This window comes from Cupriavidus sp. FW305-3-2-15-C-LB2 (assembly GCF_058787575.1).
In genome coordinates this window covers 22,838-48,260 of the sequence record NZ_JBYSZW010000005.1, presented here as the reverse complement: position 1 = coordinate 48,260, position 25,423 = coordinate 22,838, and the positions used below count along the sequence as shown (strand labels likewise).

General features: G+C 66.3%; 21 protein-coding genes and 1 pseudogene. 11 read left to right on the top strand and 11 right to left on the bottom strand.

All coding sequences use genetic code 11. The features are described from left to right. Nucleotides 1-20 precede the first annotated feature (20 nt). On the top strand, nt 21-1,307 hold the full coding sequence (locus AC3WRR_RS05890; RefSeq protein WP_010812064.1) for an oligosaccharide flippase family protein: 1,287 nt from the start codon (nt 21-23) through the stop codon (nt 1,305-1,307). After that, nucleotides 1,304-2,191, top strand: coding sequence for a glucose-1-phosphate thymidylyltransferase RfbA (gene rfbA / locus AC3WRR_RS05885; RefSeq protein ID WP_010812065.1), 888 nt, complete (start codon nt 1,304-1,306; stop codon nt 2,189-2,191). The genes AC3WRR_RS05890 and rfbA overlap by 4 nt, the downstream gene beginning before the upstream one ends. A gap of 54 nt (nt 2,192-2,245) precedes the next feature. Here rfbA and AC3WRR_RS05880 read toward each other — a convergent pair whose 3' ends face one another. Then, nucleotides 2,246-3,502 (bottom strand): right-handed parallel beta-helix repeat-containing protein, encoded by a 1,257-nt coding sequence (locus AC3WRR_RS05880; RefSeq protein WP_058698755.1) that lies wholly within the window; start codon nt 3,500-3,502, stop codon nt 2,246-2,248. Between the two features lie 448 nt (nt 3,503-3,950). Here AC3WRR_RS05880 and AC3WRR_RS05875 point away from each other — a divergent pair, with 448 nt between their 5' ends. Beyond that, complete coding sequence (locus tag AC3WRR_RS05875; RefSeq protein WP_010812067.1) at nt 3,951-5,042, top strand: acyltransferase family protein; 1,092 nt, start codon at nt 3,951-3,953, stop codon at nt 5,040-5,042. A gap of 249 nt (nt 5,043-5,291) precedes the next feature. Here AC3WRR_RS05875 and AC3WRR_RS05870 read toward each other — a convergent pair. Next, nucleotides 5,292-5,531: pseudogene (locus AC3WRR_RS05870) on the bottom strand (PDDEXK nuclease domain-containing protein); the annotation flags it as partial. Between the two features lie 496 nt (nt 5,532-6,027). Here AC3WRR_RS05870 and AC3WRR_RS05865 point away from each other — a divergent pair. Genes AC3WRR_RS05865 through AC3WRR_RS05845 form a run of 5 tightly spaced genes read left to right on the top strand, consistent with a single transcriptional unit; the run spans nt 6,028 to nt 11,207 of the window. Continuing rightward, nucleotides 6,028-6,981, top strand: a complete 954-nt coding sequence (locus AC3WRR_RS05865) for a hypothetical protein (protein WP_058698757.1) — start codon at nt 6,028-6,030, stop codon at nt 6,979-6,981. Beyond that, on the top strand, nt 6,978-7,862 hold the full coding sequence (locus AC3WRR_RS05860; RefSeq protein ID WP_058698758.1) for a HesA/MoeB/ThiF family protein: 885 nt from the start codon (nt 6,978-6,980) through the stop codon (nt 7,860-7,862). The genes AC3WRR_RS05865 and AC3WRR_RS05860 overlap by 4 nt, the downstream gene beginning before the upstream one ends. A gap of 3 nt (nt 7,863-7,865) precedes the next feature. Further along, entirely contained in the window at nt 7,866-9,089 is a 1,224-nt protein-coding gene (locus AC3WRR_RS05855) for a hypothetical protein (protein ID WP_058698759.1), read from the top strand. Continuing rightward, nucleotides 9,086-10,195 carry a GNAT family N-acetyltransferase gene (locus tag AC3WRR_RS05850; RefSeq protein WP_011615365.1) on the top strand — a complete coding sequence of 370 codons (1,110 nt, stop codon included), beginning with the start codon at nt 9,086-9,088 and terminating at the stop codon, nt 10,193-10,195. Before AC3WRR_RS05855 ends, AC3WRR_RS05850 begins: the two co-directional genes overlap by 4 nt. Beyond that, nucleotides 10,116-11,207: a nitroreductase family protein gene (locus tag AC3WRR_RS05845; protein ID WP_492296412.1), complete on the top strand. Its 1,092-nt coding sequence runs from the start codon at nt 10,116-10,118 to the stop codon at nt 11,205-11,207. The genes AC3WRR_RS05850 and AC3WRR_RS05845 overlap by 80 nt, the downstream gene beginning before the upstream one ends. A gap of 6 nt (nt 11,208-11,213) precedes the next feature. Here AC3WRR_RS05845 and AC3WRR_RS05840 read toward each other — a convergent pair whose 3' ends face one another. The 8 genes from AC3WRR_RS05840 to AC3WRR_RS05805 form a co-directional block, all read right to left on the bottom strand. Next, a complete protein-coding gene (locus AC3WRR_RS05840) occupies nt 11,214-12,857 on the bottom strand; it encodes a c-type cytochrome (protein WP_492296411.1) in 1,644 nt (547 codons plus the stop codon). A gap of 391 nt (nt 12,858-13,248) precedes the next feature. After that, nucleotides 13,249-14,076: a class I SAM-dependent methyltransferase gene (locus AC3WRR_RS05835; protein WP_439668998.1), complete on the bottom strand. Its 828-nt coding sequence runs from the start codon at nt 14,074-14,076 to the stop codon at nt 13,249-13,251. 89 nt (nt 14,077-14,165) lie between these two features. Beyond that, nucleotides 14,166-14,510: a Na+/H+ antiporter subunit G gene (locus AC3WRR_RS05830; protein ID WP_010812077.1), complete on the bottom strand. Its 345-nt coding sequence runs from the start codon at nt 14,508-14,510 to the stop codon at nt 14,166-14,168. A gap of 10 nt (nt 14,511-14,520) precedes the next feature. Further along, the gene (locus AC3WRR_RS05825) at nt 14,521-14,793 is read right to left on the bottom strand and encodes a K+/H+ antiporter subunit F (RefSeq protein WP_010812078.1); all 273 of its coding nucleotides are present in this window, start codon (nt 14,791-14,793) and stop codon (nt 14,521-14,523) included. Beyond that, nucleotides 14,778-15,281, bottom strand: coding sequence for a Na+/H+ antiporter subunit E (locus AC3WRR_RS05820; RefSeq protein WP_010812079.1), 504 nt, complete (start codon nt 15,279-15,281; stop codon nt 14,778-14,780). Before AC3WRR_RS05820 ends, AC3WRR_RS05825 begins: the two co-directional genes overlap by 16 nt. A 3-nt stretch (nt 15,282-15,284) precedes the next feature. Next, on the bottom strand, nt 15,285-16,826 hold the full coding sequence (locus AC3WRR_RS05815; RefSeq protein ID WP_439668999.1) for a monovalent cation/H+ antiporter subunit D: 1,542 nt from the start codon (nt 16,824-16,826) through the stop codon (nt 15,285-15,287). Beyond that, entirely contained in the window at nt 16,823-17,191 is a 369-nt protein-coding gene (locus tag AC3WRR_RS05810) for a Na+/H+ antiporter subunit C (protein WP_058698765.1), read from the bottom strand. The genes AC3WRR_RS05815 and AC3WRR_RS05810 overlap by 4 nt, the downstream gene beginning before the upstream one ends. Beyond that, the gene (locus AC3WRR_RS05805; protein ID WP_492296410.1) at nt 17,191-19,995 is read right to left on the bottom strand and encodes a monovalent cation/H+ antiporter subunit A; all 2,805 of its coding nucleotides are present in this window, start codon (nt 19,993-19,995) and stop codon (nt 17,191-17,193) included. The genes AC3WRR_RS05810 and AC3WRR_RS05805 overlap by 1 nt, the downstream gene beginning before the upstream one ends. Before the next feature lie 297 nt (nt 19,996-20,292). Between AC3WRR_RS05805 and AC3WRR_RS05800 the strand changes: the two genes are divergently transcribed. From AC3WRR_RS05800 to AC3WRR_RS05790, 3 genes are all read left to right on the top strand, one after another. Next, complete coding sequence (locus AC3WRR_RS05800; RefSeq protein WP_010812083.1) at nt 20,293-20,481, top strand: EAL domain-containing protein; 189 nt, start codon at nt 20,293-20,295, stop codon at nt 20,479-20,481. 158 nt (nt 20,482-20,639) lie between these two features. After that, nucleotides 20,640-22,067, top strand: a complete 1,428-nt coding sequence (locus AC3WRR_RS05795) for an amidase (RefSeq protein WP_492296409.1) — start codon at nt 20,640-20,642, stop codon at nt 22,065-22,067. A gap of 68 nt (nt 22,068-22,135) precedes the next feature. Further along, nucleotides 22,136-23,089, top strand: coding sequence for a Bug family tripartite tricarboxylate transporter substrate binding protein (locus tag AC3WRR_RS05790; RefSeq protein ID WP_492296494.1), 954 nt, complete (start codon nt 22,136-22,138; stop codon nt 23,087-23,089). 15 nt (nt 23,090-23,104) lie between these two features. Here AC3WRR_RS05790 and AC3WRR_RS05785 read toward each other — a convergent pair whose 3' ends face one another. Next, on the bottom strand, nt 23,105-25,264 hold the full coding sequence (locus AC3WRR_RS05785) for a PQQ-dependent dehydrogenase, methanol/ethanol family (RefSeq protein WP_439669002.1): 2,160 nt from the start codon (nt 25,262-25,264) through the stop codon (nt 23,105-23,107). Nucleotides 25,265-25,423 lie beyond the last annotated feature (159 nt).

Sequence of the window (25,423 nt, the reverse complement as noted above, 5' to 3'; positions counted from 1 at the left end):
CTCCATATATCAACAAGCCCATGCCCCCATCGATCCGTGCGACCGCTGCCTACCTTCTCCTCATCCAGGCAGGCAACTACCTGTTCCCGCTACTGCTCTTACCGTTTCTGGGCCGAGTGCTTGGCGTCAAGGAGTTTGGCGTCCTGGCCTACTGCCAGGCGCTGGCGCAATACCTGATTCTGCTGACCGACTATGGCCACAATCTCACGGCGACCCGCCTGGTGTCCCTGCAACGCGACGATCCGCAAGCGGTGGCCGAGGTGTACTCAGCCACCATGGGCGCCAAACTGCTGTTGACCCTTGTGTCGGCGCTGCTCATGCTGGGCGCGGTGGGCATGGTGCCAAGCTTGCGGGAGCACTGGGAGATCCTGGCCGCGGCGTTCGTAGGCGTCGTCGCCAACGCGATCACTCCGTTCTGGCTGTACCAGGGGCAGGAGCGCATGAAGTCGCTCGTGCTGCCAAATTTCATCTCCAAGGCGGTCAGTCTTTCATGCGTCATCGCGTGGGTTCGGGGGCCCGGCGATGCAGCGCTGGCGGCGCTGGGGATCAGCATCGGCACTGCCATCCTGGCCGCCGCAGCGCTATGGGAGGTGCACCGGCAGCGCATTGCCACGCTGGTCGCCGTGCCAATGCGCGCGATCGTGGCGTCCTTGCGCGAGGGGTATCCAGTGTTCCTTTCCCTTGTGCTGGTCAGCTTCTACGTGAACTTCAACGCGATCCTGCTCAATTATTTCCACGGCCCGGTCGCGGTCGGGCAATTCTCCATGGCGGACAAGATCCGCATTGCGGGCCAGACTGTCTTTACCGTCATCGGCACCGCGTTCTTCCCGCGTATCAGCCAGTACAACGCCACGGATGCTGCCGCAGCGCAGGCGCTGATGCGCAAGGCCATGCTGGCGGTGTTCGGCAGCTCGGTGGCGATGTTCATCGCGATCGAGCTGTTCGCGGATCTTGGCATCCGGATGTGGCTGGGCGAACCGTTCCACGCCGCGATCTTCTTGCTGCGGCTGGAGGGCGTGCTGCTGCCGGTTACCAGCATTGCCTTTGTTTTCGGCAACCTTGGCCTGCTCGCGTTGGGGCGCCACCGCCTCGTGCAGAACATCTACGCGGCGGCGACGTTGCTCCATCTCGTTTATGTGGTCCCACTTGTGTGGTACCTGGGCGCCGAAGGGACGGTGATTTCCGTCATCCTGACTGAAGCGTTCGGAGCCGCGGCCTTCGCGGTCTGCTATCGCCGCGAAACAGCTTCCAGCGCATCGATCCTGAAGATACAGGAAAGACCATCCACGACGGAGATTCAGGCATGACCCGAAAAGGCATCATTCTGGCCGGTGGATCCGGCACCCGACTGTATCCGGTCACGCAGAGCGTTTCCAAGCAACTGCTGCCGGTCTACGACAAGCCGATGATCTACTACCCGCTGTCAACGTTGATGACTGCCGGCATTCGCGACGTGCTGGTCATTTCCACCCCGCAGGACACCCCTCGCTTTGCCGGCATGCTCGGTGATGGCAGCCAGTGGGGCCTCGACATCCGGTACGCGGAGCAGCCTTCGCCCGATGGGCTGGCGCAGGCATTTATCATCGGACGTGAGTTTGTCGGCCGGGATCCATCGGCGCTGATCCTCGGCGACAACATTTTCTATGGGCACGATCTCGCCAGACAACTGACCCGGACGAGCCGACGCGAGGAAGGCGCCACGGTATTTGCCTATCACGTCCACGATCCCGAGCGGTATGGCGTGGTCGAATTCGATGAAGACTTCCGCGCATTGTCGATCGAGGAAAAGCCCGCTTCGCCACGGTCCAGCTATGCGGTGACCGGTCTGTACTTTTACGACCATGAGGTGTGCGACATTGCGGCAGATATCCGGCCATCTGCCCGCGGCGAACTGGAGATTACCGACATCAATTCGCGCTACCTCGCAGCGGGCAAGCTAAGCGTCGACATCATGGGCCGCGGCTATGCCTGGCTCGACACCGGCACGCATGATTCGCTCATCGAGGCGGCGCTGCTGGTCTCCACGTTGCAGAAGCGCCAGGGGCTGATGGTGGCATGCCCGGAAGAAATCGCGTACCGTCATCGCTGGATCGATGCAGAGCAGTTGAGTCGGCTCGCCTCCCCGCTCGTAAAAAGCCACTACGGCAGATACTTGCTGCAACTGTTGGCGGAAACGCCGCGGGTCAGGTGACCATCCTGCGCAGATCGCGCCAACCGGGGGCGAAGCGCTGTGTGTGGGCTTCCCTCAACCCGAGCGTGCCGGGCACGCTGGCATCGAGGCCTGCAGGCCTTGGCGCAGGGAGGTACGCACCGGCGGCAGGCGGCCCGCGTCCGCGCCGGAAGCCGGGATGGTGCCCGCGCTGGAACATCCTGGTGGGGCTGCGAGGCTCACACCATCGAGCGTATTGGCGTCGCAGATAAACTGCGTCGCCGTACAGTTTCGGTACTGCAGCGACAGGGCGAGGCCACCGATCGCAGCAAAGCGGTTGCCTGAGACGCGGACGCCGCAAACATTGTTCATGGCCCGGAATCCGTCGAACCTCGCGCGCGTTACCTGGTTTCCCGTCACCAGTACCTGCGTCACTGCTCCGCTGCCCGTGTTGATGTCGATAGCTGCATGGCCTGCGGCGGGACGGTCGTTCCCAGGTTGTGTCGCGTTCTGGTCATCGGAGATGATATTGTTCGCGACCAGGACATTGGTCACGCTGGCCGTACGGTAGCCATCCTCCTGCGCCACCAGCACCGCCGCAGCCTTCTGCACACCTTCGATCCGGTTGCCGGCGACCGTCACGTCGGCACCGCCGACGATAGCAACGCCCCTGCCCCACGCGTTGCCTGCCAGATAATTTCCCGATACGTAGATGTTCTGGCTGAGCACACCGTCCCGCTGGTAGCTGACGATCCCCACCATGTCGTCGCCGGTGGCGGTGACCGCGTTGTCCTGCACGAGCACGTCGCGTGAACCGCCTGTGATGTGGATGCCGTCGGCCAGCGTGCCATGGACCTTGTTGCCGACCAGCGCAATGCTGCTGCCGCGCGAGACAAAGATGCCGACACTCGCACCGCCATTGATGTTGACATCGAGCACCTGGATGCCCTGTCCGTCCACGGCGACCTTGGTCGACGTGGCCGACTCGAGCCGCTGCGTGCCGATGCCCGTCAGCGTCACGCCAACCAGCGTCGAGTTCGCGCCAGTCATCATGATGGCCTGCTCGTCAGGGTTCGTGGCGACCAGCGTCGCGCCATAGCCCGATACCACAACCTGCTCGCCGCGCACTGCAAGCACGTGGCCCACCACATAGGTGCCCGGCGCCAGCACCAGGCGCTGTCCCGCCTGCAGGTTGTCGAGCGCCGCCTGCAGGCTATCTGCCTGGTCTGCGCCGCCGGGTGCAGGCTGCACCGATACATCGGCCGTCGCGCCTACCGCGGCGAACGCGCGGACCGAAGCTCGCGGACTACCGGTCAATACGGCGACAGTACCCGCGACCAGACCTGCCAGCATGGTGCCTGCGACGCAGGCTCTGCGTAGGGATGACTTCACGATGGCCTGCCTGGCTCAGCATCGATCACGGCCTTCAACGGGTTGCCGGGATGTTTCATCGCTGCCGCCTCCATCCAGTGCTGGTCGATTTTCCGCTTGCATCATAGCTTCTAAGGCTGACAGGAACGGCCGCCTGTCCGGAAGTGCCGAGAACTTGGCGGATATTGACGGACGTCGCGCGCATGCGCGGGGTAAGAAAGTCGGCCGAGAGTCGCATCGGCAGCAACGGTTGCCGTGTCGGCGCGATACGACACCGCCGTTCGCCTCACTGGCTATTCCGCCAATCCCTCGGCGCTATCGGACATGCGCCTGATTCTGCCCAGACTGCGGTCTATGCTTGCCGGAAGCTAGCGGAAGCTGTCGGCGTCGTTCCGTCAACCGAGGCCGGCTTAATGAAAAAGGGGGGCATATGAGGCTCGCGCACGTCGCCGGGGGAAGAAAGGACGAAAACAATTTCAACCTGATGCGGATCACAGCCGCGCTCGCTGTGCTTGTCACCCACAGTTACTCACTGGTCTCCGGCGACGTCAATGACGAGCCCTTGCGCAGGCTGATCGGGGTGACCCCCGGAACGATTGCCGTCGACGTGTTTTTCGTCACCAGCGGCTTCCTCGTGACCAAAAGCCTGCTGACGCGCGGAAGCGTGCTCGAGTTCCTGTGGGCGCGCTTCCTGCGGATCTATCCGGCGCTGCTTGTCATGGTCACGCTGGTGGTGTTCGGCCTGGGCATGGTGTTCACGGCGCTGCCGGCCTCTGCATACCTCATCGATCCGGCAACGCGCCAGTTCTTGCTGAAGACGACCACGCTGGTCGCCGGCGCAGTCTATCCCTTGCCCGGTGTATTCGCGATCAATCCGTATCCGGATACGGTGAATGGCTCGCTGTGGACCATGATGTACGAGATCCGAATGTACTTCGCACTGGCCGCGATATGGGTCATCTCCATGGTCGCATGGCACGCTCACCAGCGCGCGTTCCGTGCGGCGGTACTGGTGGTCACGGCGGCCTCGTTCCTGTATTGCGTCTTCGCAATCCTCGGCGGCTCTGCAATGCAGAAGACAGCATTGCCGCTGATGTTCTTCGCGGGCGCCAGCCTGTTCATCCTAAGCGCGCACGTGGAACTGTCCGCTCCCGTCGCGGGGCTGCTGCTCGCCGCCGTCGTCGGCAGCGCCTTCGTGCCGAATCACCATGTGTTCGCGCTGATGTACCTGTTGGCAATGCCATACCTGGTGCTTTTTGCAGCGTTTGTTCAGTTACCTGCCCTGTTCCGCTACAACCGCCTGGGCGACTTTTCGTATGGCATCTATATCTACGCCTTCCCGATCCAGCAGTCGATCGTCGCCTTGTTTCCAGGCATCTCAGTCATGATGTTGCTCCTGTCTTCCGGTGTCGTGACGCTGGCGCTTGCGGTGCTGTCGTGGCATCTGGTAGAGAATCGTGCGCTCAAGCTCAAGGCCCCTCTGGTCGGGGCGACCATGCGCGCGCTGGGGCAGGCGTCATGATGGGCCGCGGCTGAACATCTCCGAAAGTCAAGTTGAGGCCCAGCCGAGCCAGAGATCTTCTGCACTGCCCCGGGTAGGGGTATCAGCGCGCCCGTCATGGGGCAATCTATATGAACGCGTCTCACCCGTTTCTTTGCTTTCGTATCGCACGGCTTTCTGGCCGGTATTCTGGCCAGCTTCTGGCGCCCAGGCCGTGTTGACAAGGGCGTGGGCTGGTGGATCTTCGATGGCCTGCGGCTTGCGCTGCTAGGCGAGCCAGCGAAGGTAGAGCTCCATCTGTCCCTCGTCGGCGGCCTTGAACTCGCCCAGCTTCATCTCGATCGCCACCAGGCGTTTGAGCCGGCGATTGTAGAACAGCAGGTCGATATAGAAGTCGTCGTTGTCAATCTGCAGCCGCTTCTGGCAAGCAACAAAGGTGAAGCCTGCTCCGAGTTCCAGCAGAAAATGCTCCAGCTCGCGCAGGATGGCGTCCTCCAGGTCGGGCTCTAGCAGGCTGTTGAAAAGCACTCCGTCGCGAAGGGCGCAGCGCAGCTTTTGTCGAAGCCGTCCGACGTCGCGCAGCATTACGTCGATGCTGCGCTTGAGCGATTGCTCGAGGGCAAGCCTGAGCGGGCGGGCATCATCCTTGAACCAGCCGTTGTCACCGGTGAAGGGCTTTGCCTCGACGCTAGCGGAGATATACCGGGTGCTCCATACCTGAGCGCCCGATGCATCCTTCAGCGTGGTCTTTACCACCACGTAGGGCCGCACGTCGGTGGGCGTGTGAGCTTAGCATTGCTGCTTATGCCGGAAACCTCAGCGGAAAGTGGGGTTGTCGTGGACGCACAACGCCGCTGATCCGCCCCTCGGAGTTCTAAAGGCGAACGCCCGCCCCCCTGCGCTTGCTTTGTCCCGCCCGTGACACCGGGGACGTGCTGTTATATGCTCCAAGCCACACTTGCCTTTCAGGCCGGCCACACAAGAACAAGGCACCAGCCAAACCTGCATGTTCAAATTCATCGGGCATTTTCGACAACGGCTGCGCTACCTGGACCTGAGCCTGAAGGCCAGCCGGTCCGTCCGGATCCGGGTCGTCGAGCGGCCCGGCTTGTGGATGGATGCCCGGCAGCTCGAAGCCATGCTGGCCGAGATGCGCGGCATCGTGCAGCGGGGAATCGGCAAGGATCTCGATTACGGGGTGCTTTCCGGCGACCCTGAAAGGCTGCGGCGGGCCGTGATCACGCTGCTTTATGAGCGGGACAGCGGCCAGCCGATTGCGTTCAATGCGCTGTCAGTCATGCCGATCGAGGTCAAGGGCCGCCCGGTCGAGGCGATTCACCTTGGGCTGGTGATGGTCGATCCGGGCTATCGCACGCAAGGACTGTCCTGGGTGCTGTACGGGCTGACCTGCATCCTGCTTTTCTTCCGCCGCGGCCTGCGCCCGATCTGGATCAGCAATGTGACCCAGGTGCCGGCGATTATCGGCAAGGTCGCCGAGGTCTTTGTCACGGCCTATCCCAATCCCTTTGAGCCGTCGCGGCGCAGCTTTGAACACCTGAGCGTGGCCCGCGAGATCATGAAATCGCATCGGCATGTCTTTGGCGTTGACGGGGCGGCGGGATTTGACGAGACGCGGTTCGTGATTACCGATGCCTATACCGGCGGCTCGGACAATCTCAAGAAAACGTTCGAGCAGGCGCCGAAGCATCGGGACGAGCGCGCCAACGAACTCTGCCGGCGGGAACTCGATTACCAGCGCGGCGACGATTTCCTGCAGGTCGCCTGCCTGGACCTGGCCAGCGCGCGGAAATACCTGTTGCGGGAGGTGCCTCGGGACTCGTTGCCCGCCATCCTTTATCAGATTGCGTTCCTGGCTGTCGGTCGGATCGCCCTGCCATTGTTCCACTGGCTGAATCCGCGCGAGCCGCTGGGAGACCTGCGCGCTAGGAAGAGTCAATGATTCCACCGTTCTCCTACGAGGAATTCACGACCCGCAACATCGGTTTCGTGACCGACGCGGAACAGCAGCAATTGCGCAATGCACGGGTGCTGATCTGTGGCGTCGGCGGCATGGGCGGCGCCTGCCTGCAGGCGCTGGCACGGGTGGGCATTGGCGGCTTTGCGCTGGCGGACTTCGATGCGTTCGACGTGTCGAACCTGAACCGCCAGGTGTTTGCCAGCCTGGATACCGTTGGCGTGAACAAGGTCGAGGCCACCGTGGCGCAGATCCGGCGCATCAACCCGGAACTTGCCATCGAGACCTTCGGCGCCGAGTGGACCGACAGGCTCGACCACCTGCTGGGCCGTTACAAGATCGTGGTCAACGGCATGGATGACATGGCCGCGGGCCTCGCGCTCTATCGCAAGGCGCGGGAGCATGGTGCGACCGTCATCGACGCCTATACCGCTCCCCTGCCCTCCGTCACGGTTGTTCGTCCGCAAGATCCCAGGCCCGAGGAGCGTCTTTCCTATCCCACGGCCGGCATTGACTGGAAGTCCCTGACGCCGGAGCTCAGGCAGGAATGCCTGGGCAAGGAACTGGAATATGTGATGGTCAACTCGAGTTCGGTCCGGCATGTGGAGCTCGGCATCGCCAAGGACCTGCTGACCGGCAAGCGCAAGCGCATGTCGTTTGCGCCGATGGTGATCACCACCGGCAACCTGATGGCGTTCGAGGTGATCAAGCTGGTGCTCGGCCGGCGGCGGCTGGCCGGTGTGCGCGGCTACTTCTTCAATCCCTGGACCATGCGTGTCGAGACGCCGCGCAATGCGCTGACGGCATGGGCCGTGCGCGCGCTGGTACGGCGCTTCATGGCGAGGTTGATGCGAGATGAGGATTGACGCGTGATTGACGCCCTGGCAAGCGATGTCGCCGTTACCTGGCTCGGCGCGGTGGGCTGCGGGCTCTGCCTGCATTTCCTTTGGTCCCGGCGCGAGGCCGGGGCCGGCACGGGCCTGTTCCTGTTCGGGGTGCTGACGGCACTGCTGGCAGTCCGGGGCTTTTCCTGGCTGTTTGGCGGCACGCTGCTGGCGCAACTGGTGTTTGCAGCGGCAACCCTGTTGCCCATTGCCATGACCCTGTTTGCCGAGCACCTGGTGCGGCGCCACCACCCGTTGTGGCTGAAGCTGCTGGCGCTGGGCGTGTCGGTGGTGTTCTTCGTCATCAATCTCTTTACCGATCTGTCGGGCAATACGCCGCTGCTGCTGATGTTCCTTGGCTGCTTCGCCGTGGTGACCGCAAGCAATGGCTGGCTCCTGCTGTGGCTGCGCGATGCCGAGCTGTCCGACAACGAGGAACGCCTGGCCCGGGCGGTAGTGGTGGTCGTGGCCCTGGCCGTCCCGCTCGCGGCCACCGACTTCCGCGAGGAGCTCGGCCATGTGCCGGTTCGCCTGGGGGCGCTCGGGGCGCTGGCATTCGTCTATGTGTTCCTGAACCTGTCGGAATCGCGGCGGGTCGTGCGCGGGCTGCTGGTGCATATCGCAGCCGCCCTGCTCTTCGCCGTCGTGCTGGCCAGCGTGATGGCGCTGGCTTCGCGCGGGCCCGGCCCGGGCTTTGCCGAGGCGGGCCTGCGCAGCATGCCGGTTGCCATTGCATGGGTGCTGCTGACGGCCATTTTTGTCCGCATTCGCGCCGTTTCGCTGGCCGGTGATGGCAACGCGTTCCTGCGCTGGCTGCTCCATGCCCGGCTGGATACGCCAGAGGGTTTCCTGCATTCGCTCAGGCGCCTGCCGCAAACCGCCGACCATGTGGTGCTCGGCAACACGGAGCTTGCTGATTACGCCCTCGACGCGCTGTTCGACCTGGCCGGAAAGCGGCGGGAGCCCGTGTCGATCGGCGACGCCAGGGCGTGGACCAGGATCCGGGAAGGCGATCGGGTCGAGGCCGCGGAACAGCTGGTAGACCTGCTCGAGCGCCATGAAATGACCCATGCCCTGCTGATCGCGCGCCAGCCCGCGCAGGTGGTGCTGCTGAACCTGCCGCAAGGCGCCAACGCGGCGATCGGCGAGCTGCGCGCGGCGGTGATCCTGCGGCTGGCGCGCCATCTCGGGCAGCGGGAGGCGGCATGACAACCGTGCTGCGTGAAGGCGATTTCGACGCGTTCTTCGAGGCGCCGTTTGCCTGCTATGGCCGCGATACGCATTTTGTCTCGCCGATGAAGGGGGATCTTGCGCGCGCGCTGGACCCGGCGAAGAACCCGCTGTTCCGGCAGTTTGCGCGCCGCACCTGGTTCACCGCCCATCGGGACGGGCGGATCGTGGGCCGTATCCTGGCCCATATCCACGATGCATCCAACCAGCAATACGCTCAGAAGCGCGGCTGCTTCGGCATGTTCGACTGCGTCGATGACGTGGAGGTCGCGCAAGCGCTGCTCGACGCGGCGGCGGCCTGGGTGAAGCGCAACGGCTGTGACGAACTGGCTGGCAGCTTCAACCTGACGATCACGCAGATGATCGGCATCGTCACCGAGGGCTTCGAGCATCCGCCATACACCTACCAGGAATACACGCCGCCGCATATTGCCAGGCTGCTCCGGGCATGCGGCTTCGAGCCGTTCTTTCCGATGCGCACGTTCGAGCTCGACGTGCGCAGCTACGATCCGCAGCAGTTGATCGGCAACAAGCAACGCGCGCTGCTGGATGATCCCGCCTGGCAATTCAAGCCGATCCGGCGGCGCGGCTTTGACCGGCGCCTGCTGGAGGCATGCGCTGTCCTGAACGATGGTTTCTCCGGCAACCCGATGTTCGTGCCGCTGACGGAGGAGGAATTCCTGTTTCCCTGCGCCGGCATGATGTGGATCATCGACGAGCGGCTGTCCTATACCGCTTATTTCAACGGGGAGCCGGTCGGGGTGCTGCTGTGCGTGCCGGATCTCAACCCGTTTCTGCGCGCCACCGGCTTCCGCCTGAAGCTGTCCACGCTCTGGCATCTGATCAGGTTCCGCGCCAGCCGCAAGCGTGCGGCGATCATCTTCTTTTCCGTGCGCAGGGACTACCACAGCCGCGGCGTCAACGGCGTCATGCTGCACCATCTGCTCACGGCGATGCGCGGTGCCGGGTACTCGCACCTGGGCATCAGCTGGGTGTCGGATTCGAATGGCGCCAGCCAGAAGCAAATGGAGAAGATGGGCGCCAGGCCACTGCATCGGCTGCATCTCTTCAAAAAGGCCATCTAGCGACATGCTCACGCGCGATCAGCATCTCACCCTGCTTGCACAGGCTGGCCGCGCTCCCAGCGCGCACAATATCCAGCCCGCGCGCTGGCGCTTTGCCGGCGACAAGGTTGAACTGCTTGAAGACCCTGCGCGATGGCTGTCGGTGGGCGACCCCACCGGGCGGGACAACCAGATCGCCCTGGGCATGGCCTGGGAAGGCATGGCCATGGCGTTGTCGACGCTCGGGTTGGGGCTCACGCAGCCCGTGGTCTCCGGCCTGCCCTACCCTCCCGCTGCCCAGGGTCTGCGCCCGGCCGCATCCGGCCTGATCACATCTGGCGCAAGCCCGGATCCCCTTGCCGCCTTCGTGGACGCGCGCCGCGCCTATCGAGGCAAGTTTCTCCGTGCGACCCCGGCGCAGATCAAGTCGTTGGGCGAATGCGCTGCGGCCCACGCGGAGTTCGTCACGCTGGCCAGCGAGAACAGCACGGCGCAAATCGCCAGATGGTATGACGACGCCGCGGCTGCGGGATTGAATGACCCGCGGTTTGCCGAGGAGCTTTACCACTGGCTGCGCTTGTCACCGCACGATCCAGGCTGGCCGCGCGACGGGCTTTCGGCCGAATGCATGGCACTGTCGCGGTGGGAAGCCTGGGGCGCGTCAATTGCGCTGAGACCTCGTGTGCTCCGGCTGCTCTCGGCGCTTTCGCTGACCCGCCTGCTGACATCGGAAAGCGCAAAAGTGAAGAGCGCGGCGCGGATCGTCCTGATCCATGCCGCACCCGAGGTCACGAGCTTTGATATCGGGCGCCGCTGGTACCGGTTCTGGCTGGCCATGACTGCCAGGGGCTTTGCCGGCGTGCCGATGTCGGCGCTGGCCGATTCACCTGGCCATGCCGCCATGCTTGCCGAAAGCCAGCGCTTGCCGCGGGGGAATCGGCTCGTCAATGTGATGCGCTTCGGGCCGGTGCCGGACCGTGGCATTGCGCAAAGCGCCCGGCTCCCAGTCGCGGAACTGCTGCAGGATTCCTGACGGCAGCTAGAGCAATTTCAGGAATTCCAGCAGCGCATCCTTGTCGCTTTCGGCAAGGGTCGAGAATTCCTTCTCGTGGCCGCGGTTGTCGCGCCCCGCCGTCGCCGTGTCGTAGAGCACGGGTTTCGACCACGGCCGGTAGCTGGCCGGATAGGTCCAGGTACCGGCCGCATCGAGCCTGCCGGCGATGCCCAGCTTGCCGTAGTCCAGGGCATGACCTCCGACCCAGAAGCGCCTGGGCCGCGCCTGCGGATGCATGAGATGCCAGAGCGTGGGCACGGAGCCGTTATGAAGGTATGGTGCCGTCGCCCACACGCCGGAGAGGATGGGCGCGACATAGCCACTGGTGTTTGCCGCGTCGATATGCCTGCCCAGCTCGGAGCGCGAGATGGCTTGCAGCAGGCCGGGATCGATTGCTTGCCAGCGCGTCGGGTCAGTCCCGATATCCGCCTGTGCCACCAGCCGGTTGGGGAAGCTGACAAGGCGCGGGCGCTCTGGGTCCTGGCTGTAGCTGCCATGGCACTGGGCGCAGTTGGCATCAAAGACGGCGCGGCCGCGCGCGGCGCGGGAGCGGTCAACCGGCCCCGGAAACGGCGGCGGGGTGTAGCCCGCCATGAACCGCATGACGTCTTCCACCTGCGGAATCGCACGGACGGCGCGATCCGGTGGCATGCCCATGGTCGGCACGGTGAAGAAGGCCACGATATGCGCCAGCCGCCCGGCATCGTTGGCGGCACCGGGTGCCACTGGCGCAAAGCGCGGCGCGCCCTTGCTGGTATAGACGCCGTCATAGAGCAGCGATGAGCGCAGGCTGCGGTAGCCCAGTTCCGGAATCGAGGTGGAACCACTGGCGGCCGTGCCCGCCGAGAGCAGATGAAACTGGAACTTGAGTGCCGCGACCCCATTGGTGCTGCCGGCCGCGCCGTTGCTGAACGGCAGCGGCTCGTCACCGCTGGCTTCGAGTTCCGCCACCCGTTTTACCAGCCGCGGCCAGACGAATTTCCGGATGGTATCCAGTTCCTCGTTGCTGGTTTCGGGGTAAAGCTGGTGGATGGCGGAGAGGAGCTTTTCCGGATCGGATTTCACCTGCTTCACCGCCTGATAGACCGCGGTGACGAAGGCATCGAGGTTGAGGGAGGTATTCGGCAGGCCCAGCCAGACATCGTTGGTGGGACGCCCGTCCATGTCGTAGGTGATGCCCGCATGGCACGATGCGCATCCCAGGTTGGACACTTCCAGGCGGATCTTCGGGAAATCCCGGCCGATCACTCCGCTGACCACGCCCAGGGGCTTGTCGAACCTGGGCTGTTGCTGGCGCGGCCAGTTGCGGATCGCATCGGGATAGATGAAGCCAAACTCGCGCAGGGCCCGGCGCAAGGCGTCCTGAGTGACCGGAACGTTGGGGCCGCCGGCCAGCAGCAGTGCGGTCGTTGCCAGCTTCCACGGTAGCGCATTGGTCTCAAGGGTATCGGTGCTCAGGCCGCCGAAGTCATCGAAGACAAAGCGCGCCGCCCCGAGGTCATCGGCACGATCCCCGGCCCGGAAGTCCCGCATGACCTCGGATTCGCCCTCAGCGTAGCCGCGCAGGAAATCGCATCCCGCCAGCAAACCTAACAGCAGACCGATCGCGAGCACGCGTACAAGGGGCATCGTAGTCATCGTCCGACAATGCGCGCCAGGGGAATCCGGACCGCGCCGCGCTGATGGTAGCCGACCATGCATGCTGCCTCAATCCAAGCGCTGCAGCCAGGCCACTGCCCAGGTGGCGCTGGTCGACAGCACCAATCCGATCGCGACCGGCACGGTGAAGCGCAGGCCGCCCGCCGCAGATGCCACGATCTTTCCCGGCGGCGGCCTGGCTGCGCTCGCGCTCCAGCCCGATCGCCAGGCCGATGCCCAGTGCCACCGATGCGGAAATGATCATAGAGTCCATGGCCACCGCCCAAGGGTCCTGTAGTCGTCATGAGCCTGACTACAGTATCGGCGCAAGCGGCGATTTGCGCACGCCCAGCGATGACCTGCGACAAACTGGCGGGCAGCTTTATCCGGCGGGCGCCGTTACCATCACCACGTGCGCCTGCATCGGACCGGCCAATGGCCCGTCGCCATAAGCCTCCAGGAGCGCGTGTTCGCAATGGTCGGTTGCCCGGCCGAGCGCATCCGGCCCGCGCCGCTCCAGGTCGGCGCGCAGCGGCGTGCCCTGGCAGAATGCCACCGCCGGGATGCGGGCGGCGCTGGCGCGGCTGGTTGCCGCGACGGTTTCAAAGACCGGGGAGGACTGGAATCCGCCAAGGCGCAGGTCCTGCTCGATCGCGGCCTGGCTGTGGTAGCCATGCGGTACGCGGGCCATGAACTCGGGCGGTGCGTCGGGAAACAGCGTGGCGAGTGCCCCGGTGACATCGCGGGCAAAGGCGTTGAATTCCAGCTGGTCCCAGACATTGAAGATCAGGGTGCCGCCCGGCACCAGCACGCGGCGGGCTTCGGCGAAGGCGCGGCCCTTTTCGGGGAAGAACATCACGCCAAACTGGCAGGCGACCATATCGAAGCTGGCATCGGCGAACGGCAGCGCCATGGCGTCGGCCTCGCGCCAGTGCACCGGGCGGCTCGTGCCGGCCTGCTCCGCCCGCGCCAGCATCGGCGCGTTGAGGTCGGTGGCAACGATCAGGGTCTCGGCCGGCAGCCGCCCGGCGATTTCCCGGGTCAGCACGCCGGTGCCGGCGGCCAGTTCCAGCACCCGGCGCGGCTGCAGCGCGGCGATGCGGGCAGCCATGTCGGCAGCGTATGGCGCAAAGATCATCGGCACCATCAGGGCCTCATAGACTTCCGGAATCGCGCCCGCGAAGACTTTGTCCGAGTGTTGCAAGTCCATGAAACCCCCTGCCCTGGCGTGGAAGATGCCGGCATCGCCTGACTGGGTGTAGGACACATTGCGGCGAAAGTAAACCGTCGCGGCCATACCTAGTCGCGGATGCGCGGCATCCAGCCGCTGCCGCGCGTGCGCGGATCCACCGGCAGCTGGCGCTGCAGCGCGGCCTTGGCCAGCATGTGGGCACTGATCGGCGCGGTCAGGAACAGGAAGGCGGTCACCAGCAGTTCATGCAGGCTGGCATCGCCCCGGAAGCTGAAGTACGCCACCGAGGCCAGCACTACCCCGCCCACGCCCAGCGTGGTCGACTTGGTCGGCCCATGCAGCCGCATGAAGAAGTCCGGCAGCCGGAACAGCCCGACCGCCCCGACCAGCATGAACACGCTGCCCACCAGCAGCAGCGCGCACACGATGAATTCCGCAACAGGATGCAGCATCTGGCGTTCCCTAGTATTCGATGATGTCGCCGCGCTGCAGGTACTTGGACAGCGCCACGGTGCCGACGAAGCCCATCACCCCGATCAGCAGCGCGGCCTCGAAGAACAGCGCCGAATCCAGGCTGATGCCGAGCACCACGATCAGCGCGATGGCGTTGATATTCAGCGTGTCCAGCGCCACGATGCGGTCCGGCAGGCTGGGTCCGCGCAGCAGCCGCGCCAGGGTCAGCAGGAAGGCCAGGCCCAGGATCACCAGGCAGACCGGTATCACGATGGCAAGCATTGGAAGATCTCCTTGAGCGGGGTTTCATAGCGCGACTTGATGAGCTCGACCAGCGCGGCCTCTTCCTCCAGGTCCAGCACGTGCACGAGCAAGGCGCGGCGGTCGTCGCTCAGTTCTGCGCACAGCGTGCCGGGGCTGAGCGAGACGATGCTGATCAGCGCGGTGGTGGCAAGCTCGTGCTCGACATCGAGCGGCACCACGATAAAGGCGGGGCGCAGGCGCGCGGTGGGGCCCAGCACCATGATGGCCACTTCCACGTTGGCTTTCACGATATCGAACAGCACATGGATGCTGAGCCGCAGGATCAGGTCGGGCCGCGACAGGCGGAACGCGCCCAGCACCAGCCAGCGGTCGGCCAGCCGGCCAATGGCCCAGCCCAGCAGCGCCCCCAGCAACCAGTGCCCGGGGGCCAGGCTGTTGGTCAGCAACAGCCACATGATCATCAGGATCAGGCTCAGCCACGGATGGGGAAGCAGACGCTGCAGCATGGCTTACCCCGGCTGCCCGGGCAGCACTGCCCGGAGATAGGCGGCGCGGTCCAGCAACTGCGCCGCCGCGTCGGCCACATAGTCGCTGACCGGCCGCGCGCATGCCGTCAGCGCGATATTGCCCGCCAGCAGCAGTGCGCAGCAGGCCAGCTTGCGCGCATCGGGCCGCACGCGCACGCGTGCCGCGCCGGGATGGTCTTCGTCTAAGTACTCATTCCCTTCCGGCACGTGCTCGGCCTCATGCGGCAGCCGCCACAGCAGCCGCGTGCCGGTGCGGGACACGGCAACCAGCAGCAGCAGGCCCGACACCAGCACCGCGGACCACAGCGCCGGCACCCACGGCGGCGGGGTCGCGCGCAGCACCATGGCCTTGCCGAGGAAGCCCGACAGCGGCGGCAGCCCCACCGCTGCCACCACGCCCACCAGGTACAGCAGCCCGGCCAGCCGCGAGGCACTGACCGGGGCCCCGTCCTCGCGCCCAGGCTCCGGCTCCAGCGCGTCGGCCAGCAGGAACAGCGCGGGAGTGCACAGCGTGGTGCTGAGCAGGTAGAACATCGCCGCGGCCCAGCCGGCTTGCGTCTGCATCGATACGCAGGCGGCCAGCAACCCGACCGATGCCACCACCAGGTAGCTGGTCATCGCGCGCAGCGTGCCGGCGGCGACGGCGCCCAGCGCGCCGACCGCGAGCGTGATCAGCGCCAGCAAGAACACCCAGTCATGCAGGAACGGCCCCAGCAGCCCTTGCGGGCCGCCGAAGATCAGCGCATCGCAACGCAGCATCGCGTAGATGCCGACCTTGGTCATGATGGCAAACAGCGCCGCGACCGGGCCGGTGGCGCTGGCGTAGGCGCGCGGCAGCCAGAAATACAGCGGGAACAGCGCCGCCTTCAGCGCAAAGACCAGCATCAGCATGGCGCCGGCGGCCACCGCAAGCGGCAGATCCTGGGCCGGCAAGCCGGCCAGGCGCAGGCCCAGGTGCGCCATGTTCAGCGTGCCCGACAGCCCGTACAGCACGCCAACGGCCACCAGGAAGAATGACGACGCCACCAGGTTCAGGATCACATAGTGCAGCCCGGCGCCGATGCGCGCCCGCCCTGCCCCATGCACCAGCAGGGCATAGGACGCGATCAGCAGGATCTCGAAGAAGACGAACAGGTTGAACAGGTCGCCCGCCAGGAAGGCGCCGTTCAGGCCCATCAGCTGGAACTGGAACAGCGCATGGAAATGCCGGCCCTGCCGGGCCGTGCCCTCTCCCGCCGCCGCCAGCGCGGCGACGGCCAGCACCACGGTCAGGGCCAGCATCATCGCACCGGTGCGGTCCAGCTGCAGCACGATGCCGAACGGGGCCGACCAGTTGCCCATCGCGTAGACCACGATCTCGCCGGTAGTGGCCTGGCGCAGCAGGTGCACTGCCACTGGCGCCAGCAACAGCGTGGCCGCGGCGCAGACGATGCGCTGCGCGTGCAGCTGCTGGGCCGGCATCGCGGTCAGCAGCGCACCGGCAAACATGGGGATCAGGATGGGCAGCAGCACGGCGTGGTTCATGGCCGCGGATCCTGCTTGCCGCCATCGGCGGCGCGCTCCTCGGGCTGGCCGGCGGCGTCGACATGGTCGCTGCCGGTAAGCCCCAGCGAGCGCAGCGCCAGCACTACCGCGAACGCCGTCATGCCGAACGCGATCACGATGGCGGTCAGCACCAGCGCCTGGGGCAGCGGATCGGCATAGCTGGCGCCCGCCACGATCACCGGCGGCCGCCCGATCGACAGGCGCCCCATGCCCAGCAGGAACAGGCTGACCGCATACGACAGCAGCGTCAGCCCCAGCACCACGGTGAAGACGCGCTCGCGCAGCAGCAGGTAGATGCCGCCCGCGGCAAGGATGCCGATGGTGATGGCGTAGAGCGCGGCCATCAGGCGTCCTCCGCGGCCTGTGCCGGCGGAAGGTTGCGCACGCCCAGGTGCGATACGATCACCAGCGTGGTTCCCGTCACGGTGCAGAAGACTCCCAGGTCGAAGATCATCGCCGTGGCCAGTTCCACCTCGCCGATGCCCGGTATGTGGAAATGCCCGAAGGCGGTGGTCAGGAACGGATAGCCGAAGGCCAGGCTGCCCAGTCCGGTCAGACCCGCCAGCAGAATGCCGCCGCCGGCAATGGCGCGATAGTCCGGCGCAATGCGCGCTTCGGTCCAGCGCACGCCGCTGGCAACGTACTGCAGCAGCAGCGCCACCGATGTGATCAGCGCCGCGACAAAGCCGCCGCCCGGCAGGTTGTGCCCGCGCAGCAGGATAAAGACCGCCACCAGCAGCGTCAGCGGCAGCATCAGCCGCGCCAGCATGGCCAGCAGCAGCGGATGCGCCTGGCTGCTCCACGGCAGGCCATCGGGCGCTGCCGACGGCGTGTCCAGCCGCATGCCCTTGAGCAGCGCCTGCACCGCCAGCCCTGCAATCAGCAGCACGCAGATCTCGCCCATGGTGTCGAAGCCCCGGAAATCCACCAGCAGCACGTTGACCACGTTGTGCCCGCCGCCGCCGGGCACGGACTGGTCGATGTAGAAGGCAGACACCGGGTCATACGGCCGCGTCATCACGGCGTAAGCCGCCACTGCCAGCAAGGTGCCACCGCCGAGCGCCAGCACCGCATCCCGCCCGCGGCGCGCAGCCCCGGCGCGCTCCGGCGTCTCGCGCGGCAGGTAGAACAGCGCCAGCACCAGCAGCAGGATCGTCACCACCTCAACCGAGATCTGCGTCAGCGCCAGGTCCGGCGCGGAGAACCGCAGGAACGCCATCGACACCATCAACCCGCAGCCGCCCAGCAGCACCAGCGCGAGCAGCCGCTGGCGGTGCGTCACCACCACGCCCACCGCGCACAGCCCGAGCAGCGCCAGCGTGGCAGCCCCGATCAGGTCAATGGCGCCCGCCGGCACGCTGCCGCCGAGCCATTCCAGGTCGGCCAGGAAGTATGCCGGCACGGCCAGCAGCGCCAGCAGCATCCAGGCGACATAGGTCTGCAGCGAGCCGTTCTCGAGCCAGCGCGTGATGGCAGCGGCAAAGCGTTCCAGCGCATGCATGCCACGCTCGAACGACTGGCGCGCGCTCAGGTGGTCGATTGCCTGCTGCAGGCGCCGCAGCGCGTCGCGGCGCAGGAAGAACAGCGCCGCGCCGCCGGCCATCGACACCAGGCTCATCAGCAGCGGCAAATTGACCCCGTGCCACAGGTTCAGGCTGTACTCTGGCAGGGGCGCGCGCAGCGTGGCAAGCGAAGCCGCCGCCAGCAGGTCGCCCACGGTATAGGCCGGCACCAGCCCGACCACCAGGCAGATCACCACCAGGAACTCCACCGGCACCTTCATGAAGCGCGGCGGCTCGTGCGGCGGGTAGTTGGGCACGTCGGGCTGCCGGGCGCCGAAGAACACGCCGTAGATAAAGCGCAGCGAATAGGCCATCGTCAGCGCCCCCGCCAGCGTCGCCGCGGTCGGGATCACCCAGTTGAAGTCGCCCAGCAGGCCCTGCGCCAGGGTCTCGCCGAAGAACATTTCCTTGCTGAGGAAGCCGTTGAACAACGGCACCCCCGCCATCGACAGCGATGCCACGATGGCCAGCACTGCGGTGTGCGGCATGTAGCGCGCCAGCCCGTGCAGGCGGTCGAGGTCGCGCGTGCCGGTCTCATGGTCGATGATGCCGGCCGCCATGAACAGCGACGCCTTGAACACGGCGTGGTTGATGATATGGAAGATGGCCGCCACCGTGCTGAGCTGGGTATCGAGCCCGAACAGCAGCGTGATCAGGCCCAGGTGGCTGATGGTGGAATAAGCCAGCAGCCCTTTCAGGTCCCGCTGCAGCAGCGCCAGGCCGGCGCCCACGATGAGCGTGGCCAGCCCGGTCATGCTGACCAGGTAGAACCAGCTGTTGGTGCCGTCCAGCACCGGATAGAGCCGCGCCAGCAGGAACACGCCGGCCTTGACCATGGTGGCCGAGTGCAGGTAGGCCGAGACCGGCGTGGGCGCGGCCATGGCATGCGGCAGCCAGAAGCTGAACGGGAACTGCGCTGACTTGGTGAAGACTGCCAGCAGGACCAGCACCAGCATCGGCAGGTAGAGCGGGTGGTGCTGCACCTTGCCGGCCTGCGCCAGCACCACGGACAGCTCGAAGCTGCCGCAGATATGGCCCAGCAGCAGCACCCCGGCCAGCAGCGCCAGCCCGCCGCCGCCCGTGACCGCCAGCGCCATGCGCGCGCCCTGGCGCGCATCGGTGCGCCATGACCAGAAGCCGATCAGGAGGAACGACAGGATGCTGGTCAGCTCCCAGAACACCACCAGCAGCAGCAGGTTGCCTGCCAGCACCACGCCCAGCATGGCCGCCATGAACAGCAGCAGCAGGCAGAAGAAGCGCACCGCGGATTCATTGCGCGCGAGGTAGTAGCGCGCGTACAGGATCACCAGCAGGCCCACGCCGAGCACCAGCAGCGCAAACAGGTACGACAGGCCGTCCAGCCGCAGCGACAGGTCCAGCCCGAGCTGCGGCAGCCACGCCACGCGCCAGCCCAGCGCATGCCCCGGCTGCTCGAAGACCGCGCCGCGCAGGCTCAGCAGCAGCACCAGCGCGGCCAGCGGCAAGCCGATGATGACAGGCGCCAGCATGCGCGCGGCGCGCATGCCGATCAACCACGTCAGCGCCGCGGCCAGCAGAGGCAGCGCGATCAGCAGCACCAGCGCCATGCGCCCCCCTAGCCGTTGCCCGGGATCACGGCCGGCGTGTGCCGGGCGGCAAGCCGGGCCGATGGTGTGGGTCTTGCAAATGGGGCGGTGGTCATGGGCCAGGTCCTCTGTGCGGGCAGTCGTTCCCCCTACTTTCCGGATTCTGCCGGCATTGCGCAAGTCATGCGTGCCTTATTGCGCGGCGCACGAAAAAATTCATCGCCTTGCAAAAGGAATCTGAATACGCGCGGCGACGGCGCGTGCTGCGCAGCAGCGCCGCCGCGTAGTACCATCGGCCGCGAGGCGGCTTCCAGCTCGGTGGCGCCGCACATCATCGCCATGGCGGAGGCGCTGGGATTCGAGGTCGTGGCCGAGGGCATCGAGCATGAAGAGCAGGCGCGCTTCCTGCGAGAGCGCGGCGCGCAGTTCGGCCAGGGGTGGCTGTTTTCACGCGCCTTGCCGGCAGACGGCCTGCAGGCCTACCTGTCATCGCCGGCGCGCCCCTGAACGGCAACGCGTAGCTGGCCGAACGCTTCCTCGCCGACGGCACTTGGCGGCGATAGTCCCCGCGTGCGCGGGCCGGTTGTAAGATGCCAGCGTATCGCCATCACGCCTGCGCGCGCCGATACCGGCACGCGCGGCCATCTTCAGGAGACGCCCGTCCAATGAGCGAAGCGCTTTGTCTTGCCAGCGCCGCCGAACTGCAGCAGCGCATCCGGCGCAAGGAAATCTCGCCGGTGGAACTGACCGCTGCGGTGCTGGCGCGCGCCGAGCGGCTGCAGCCGGTGCTGAACTGCTTTATCACGCTGTGCGCGGACGAGGCCATGGCCGCGGCGCGCGCGGCGGAAGCGGAAGTGATGTCCGGCCGGCCGCTGCCTCCGCTGCACGGCATTCCGTTTACCGCCAAGGACATCGTCAACACGCGCGGCGTGCGCACGACCTTTGGCGCCGTGCCGATGCGCGACAACGTGCCGGCCGAAGACGCCGTGGCGGTGGCGCGGTTGCGCGCGCAAGGCGCGGTCCTGGTCGGCAAGACCACCACGCCGGAATTCGGCTCCAAAAGCCTGACCGATTCGCCGCTGTTCGGGCGCACCCGCAATGCCTGGCACGCCGAGCGCACCAGTGGCGGCTCCAGCGGCGGCGCCGCGGTGGCAGTGGCCAGCGGCATGGCGCCGCTGGCGGTGGCGACCGATGGCGGCGGCTCCACGCGCATTCCTGCCGCCTGCAATGGCGTGGTGGGCATCAAGCAGAGCCAGGGGGTGATTCCGCACAGCCAGGCGCAGGACCTGTTCGGCAACCAGACCTACGTGACGCCGACCACGCGCACGGTGGCCGACACCGGCCTGATGCTGCAGGCCATGGCCGGCGAACACCCGTGCGACCCGTGGTCGATCGGAGTGCCCGCCGCCGACTACGTGGCCGCAGCGCAGCCGCAGGGCGACCTGCGTGGCCGGTGCATCCTGTACTGCCTGGCGCCGCCGGGCCGTCCGGTGTCGGCGGACGTGGCGCGCGCGTTCGAGGCCAGCCTGGACAAGCTGCGCGCACTGGGCGCCGAACTGGAGCCGTTCGGCGGCGAGGGGTTCGACGTCGAGCCCGTCTGGCGTGCCATCAACCACACTGTATGGCGCACGCGCTTTGCGCCGATCGTGGCCCAGCACCGCGAGGCGCTGAGCCCGACCTTCGTGCGCCAGGTGGAATCCGCCGCCGCATTCACCGCAGTGGAATACCAGCAGGCGATGTTCGAGCGCTCGCAACTGTTCCTGCGCGTGCAGGCGCTGCTGGGACGCGCCGACCTGCTCGCCATGCCCACCATCACACGCACCGCGCTGCCGCTGGAGCAAGACCTGTTCGGCCAGATCGAAATCGACGGCCAGGACTATCCCGATGTGCGCGCGAACTGGTTCCCGTGGACCATGCCGTTCAATATGACTGGGCATCCGGCCATCAGCCTGCCCTGCGGCTTTGGTGGCGACGGGCTGCCGATCGGGCTGCAGCTGGTCGGGCAGTTCCGCGGCGACGCGCAGCTGCTGCGTGTGGCGGCCTTGTACGAATCGGTCCATGACCTCACGGGCCAGTGGCCCACCCTGCCCTGACACTCTCTCAACATCGTTCCCTGACTGCCATGACTGATCAAGTCCGATTGACGCGCCGGCTGCTGGCCATGACCGCCGTCGCTGCCGCCACCTTCGCCATGACCGCTCCGGCTAGCGCGGCCGATGCCGAGCCGATGCATATCATCGTCGGCTACGCCCCCGGCGGCGCCGCCGACAGCCTTGCCCGCCTGTATGCCGAGCAGCTGCGCCAGGACGGCCACGGCACGGTGGTGGTCGAAAACCGCCCCGGCGCGTCGGCGCGCCTGGCGCTCGACTACGTGAAGCGCGCCAGGCCCGATGGCAAGACCGTGTTCATCGGCCCCTCGCCCCTGTTCACGATCTTTCCGCTGACCTACAAGAAGCTGTCTTACGACGCCGACAAGGACCTGGTGCCCGCAGCGGTACTGACCGATGTGCCGACCGCGGTCGCGACCGGCGTGCAGCAGCCTTACCAGAACATGAAGGAATACGTGAGCTGGGCCAGGCGCAACCCGGGCGGCGCCAGCCTGGGCCTGGCCACCATCGGCAGCGCCGGCCACCTCGGCACGGTGGCGCTGGGCAAGGCCGAAGGCATCGCCATCACGCCCGCGGCGTATCGCGGCGCATCGCCGATGCTGGTGGATGTGGTCAGCGGCAATGTGTCGATCGGCTGGGATGCCGTGGCCAGCATGATGCCGCTGTACAAGGGCGGCAAGCTGCGCTTCCTTGGCGTGAGCGGCACGCGCCGCACCAAGGCGCTGCCCGAAGTGCCCACCATGAAGGAACAGGGCTTCAGCCAGTACGACCACGCCACCAGCTGGTACGGCGTGTTCGTCCCGGCAGGCACCCAGCCTGACGTGGTGGCGCAAGTGGAAAAGATGTTCCTCGCGGCCTCGGCCAACGCCGCCACCGCGGCCAAGCTGGAAGCGCTGGGCCTGGAAGTGGTGGCGCGCCCCGGCCACGAAGGCCGCCGCCGCATCCAGCTGGAACGCGCCGCCTGGAAGCCGATCGTGGAGGCGACCGGCTTCCAGGCCGAGGACTGAGGCCCGGCCCTGCCCTCAGGGCTTGGGCCGCACCGCGTCAGCGGTCCCCTGGATGAAGGCCTTGATCTTCTCGACATCGTCCGGCGTCAGCTTGCCGGTGAAGTCAGGCATGCCGCGCGCCATCGCCGGCCCATTGAAGACCACCTTGTCCAGGTTCTCGATATAGGCGGCATCGATATAGCCCAGGTTGGGGATATTGCCGCCGCGGTCCACGCCGGGAACGCCGTGGCACAGGACGCAGTTGCTGACGTACAGGCCGGTGCCCGCCTTGACCTGCGCCGGGTCATATTTCACGCCCTGCAGCAGCTTGGCGGTGCGGTACTCGGCAAAGGCCGGCAGCGGTGCCTTGCCACCGAGGGCGAAGGTGTAGACCGTGCCCGGCCCCTGCCGGTTGGTGGCGCGCTGGGCCTGCCCGTAGACCCCGCCCCAACCCACTGCCACCGACACATACTGCTTGCCGTTCAACTCGAAGCTGACCGGCGCCGCCACCACGCCGGTGCCGGTGGGCGACTCCCACAGCTTGTCGCCGCTGCGCGCGTCATAGGCGACAAAGCGGCCGTCGGCGGTGCCCTGGAACACCAGGTTGCCGGCCGTGGTCAGCGTGCCGCCGTTCCACGGCGACACATGTTCCTGCGTCCACGCGGCCTTCTGCTGCACCGGGTCCCACGCAATCAGCCGGCCGAAGGGCTTGCCCTTGGGCGGCTCGGCGTTCAGGAATTTGGCGGTGTTCCAGCCCACGTTGCCATGCGGCGTGCCGGGTTTGCCTTCATTGAAGTTCCAGGCCTTGTCGTCCATCAGGTTGATCGGCACGTTCTGCGCCGGCAGGTAGACCAGCCCGGTCTGCGGGTTGAACGACATCGGATGCCAGTTGTGCGCGCCGTACGGACCGGGGACCGAGTCATAAGGCTTGTCGGTGGCGCGCGCCTCGGGCCGCTCGATGGGGCGGCCATTGGCGTCATAGCCGGTGGCCCAGTTCACGTCGACAAAGTTCTTTGCCGAGATGAACTTGCCGTTGGTGCGGTCGATGACGAAGAAGAAGCCGTTCTTGGGCGCGTGCAGGATGACCTTGCGCATCTGGCCATCGAGCTTCAGGTCGGCCAGGATCATCGGCTGGGTCGAGGTGTAGTCCCAGTTGTCGCCCGGGGTCTCCTGGTAGTGCCAGACGTATTTGCCGGTGTCGGGATCGAGCGCGACGATCGATGCCAGGTAGAGGTTGTCGCCGCCGGCCGGGCTGCGCTTGCTGCGCGACCATGGCGCGCCGTTGCCGGTGCCCACGTACATCAGGTTCAGCTCGGGGTCGAAGGCCAGCGTGTCCCAGGCCGTGCCGCCGCCGCCCGCCTCCCAGTATTTGCCGCTGGGGTCCCAGGTCTTGGCCGCCGCAGCCATCGACTCATCCTCGAACGGCTTGGAGGGGTCGCCCGGCACCGTGAACCAGCGCCACTTCTGCTCGCCGGTGCCGGCGTCATAGGCGGTGATGTAGCCGCGCACGCCATATTCGGCGCCGCCGTTGCCGATGATGACCTTGCCCTTGAACACGCGCGGCGCGCCGGTGATGGTGTACGAGTACTTGCGGTCGATGATGGTGTCTTTCTCCCACAGCTTGCGGCCGCTGGCGGCATCCAGCGCGATCAGCCGGCCATCGTAGGCGGCCACGAACACCTTGCCCTGGTACAGCGCCACGCCGCGGTTGACCACGTCGCAGCAGCCGCGATAGCCGAGCGAGCGGTCCACCTTGGGATCGAAGGTCCAGAGCCGCTTGCCGGTGCGCGCATCGACCGCATGCACCACGCTCCATGACGCGGTGACGTACATCACGCCGTCCACCACCAGCGGGGTTGCCTCCACGCCGCGGGTCGACTCCAGGTTGTAGGTCCACACCAGCCCCAGGTCGCGCACGTTGGCGGCATCGATCTGCCTGAGCCGGCTGAAGCGGGTCTCGGCATAGTCCAGGCCGTGGCTGGGCCAGTCGCGGGCGGTGCTGGCGTTGGCACTGATAAAGGCGCCGTCAACCTTGGCGGCCGCATTGCGCGGCGCCGCGGCGCCGGCGGGCAAGACCTGCATCACCAGCGCCAGGGCCGCTGCCAGGAAGCCTGTGGCGCGCCTCATGGTGCGGTGGGGGTGCATTGCAACATCGGGGGCAACGGGGTCCGTCGCCTGCGTCAACGCATGGCTCATATCGTCTCCTGTAGGGCATTCTTGTTGGAATTCGGGACTGCAGGATTACGGAACTGCGCGATGCCGGGCGGTGGCCGGGGCCTATAGATAATCGGTGAGCGATTCGATTATGGGTACAGGGATTACCCGCAGAAAGTCGCGCCGCCGGCGCAAGATGGC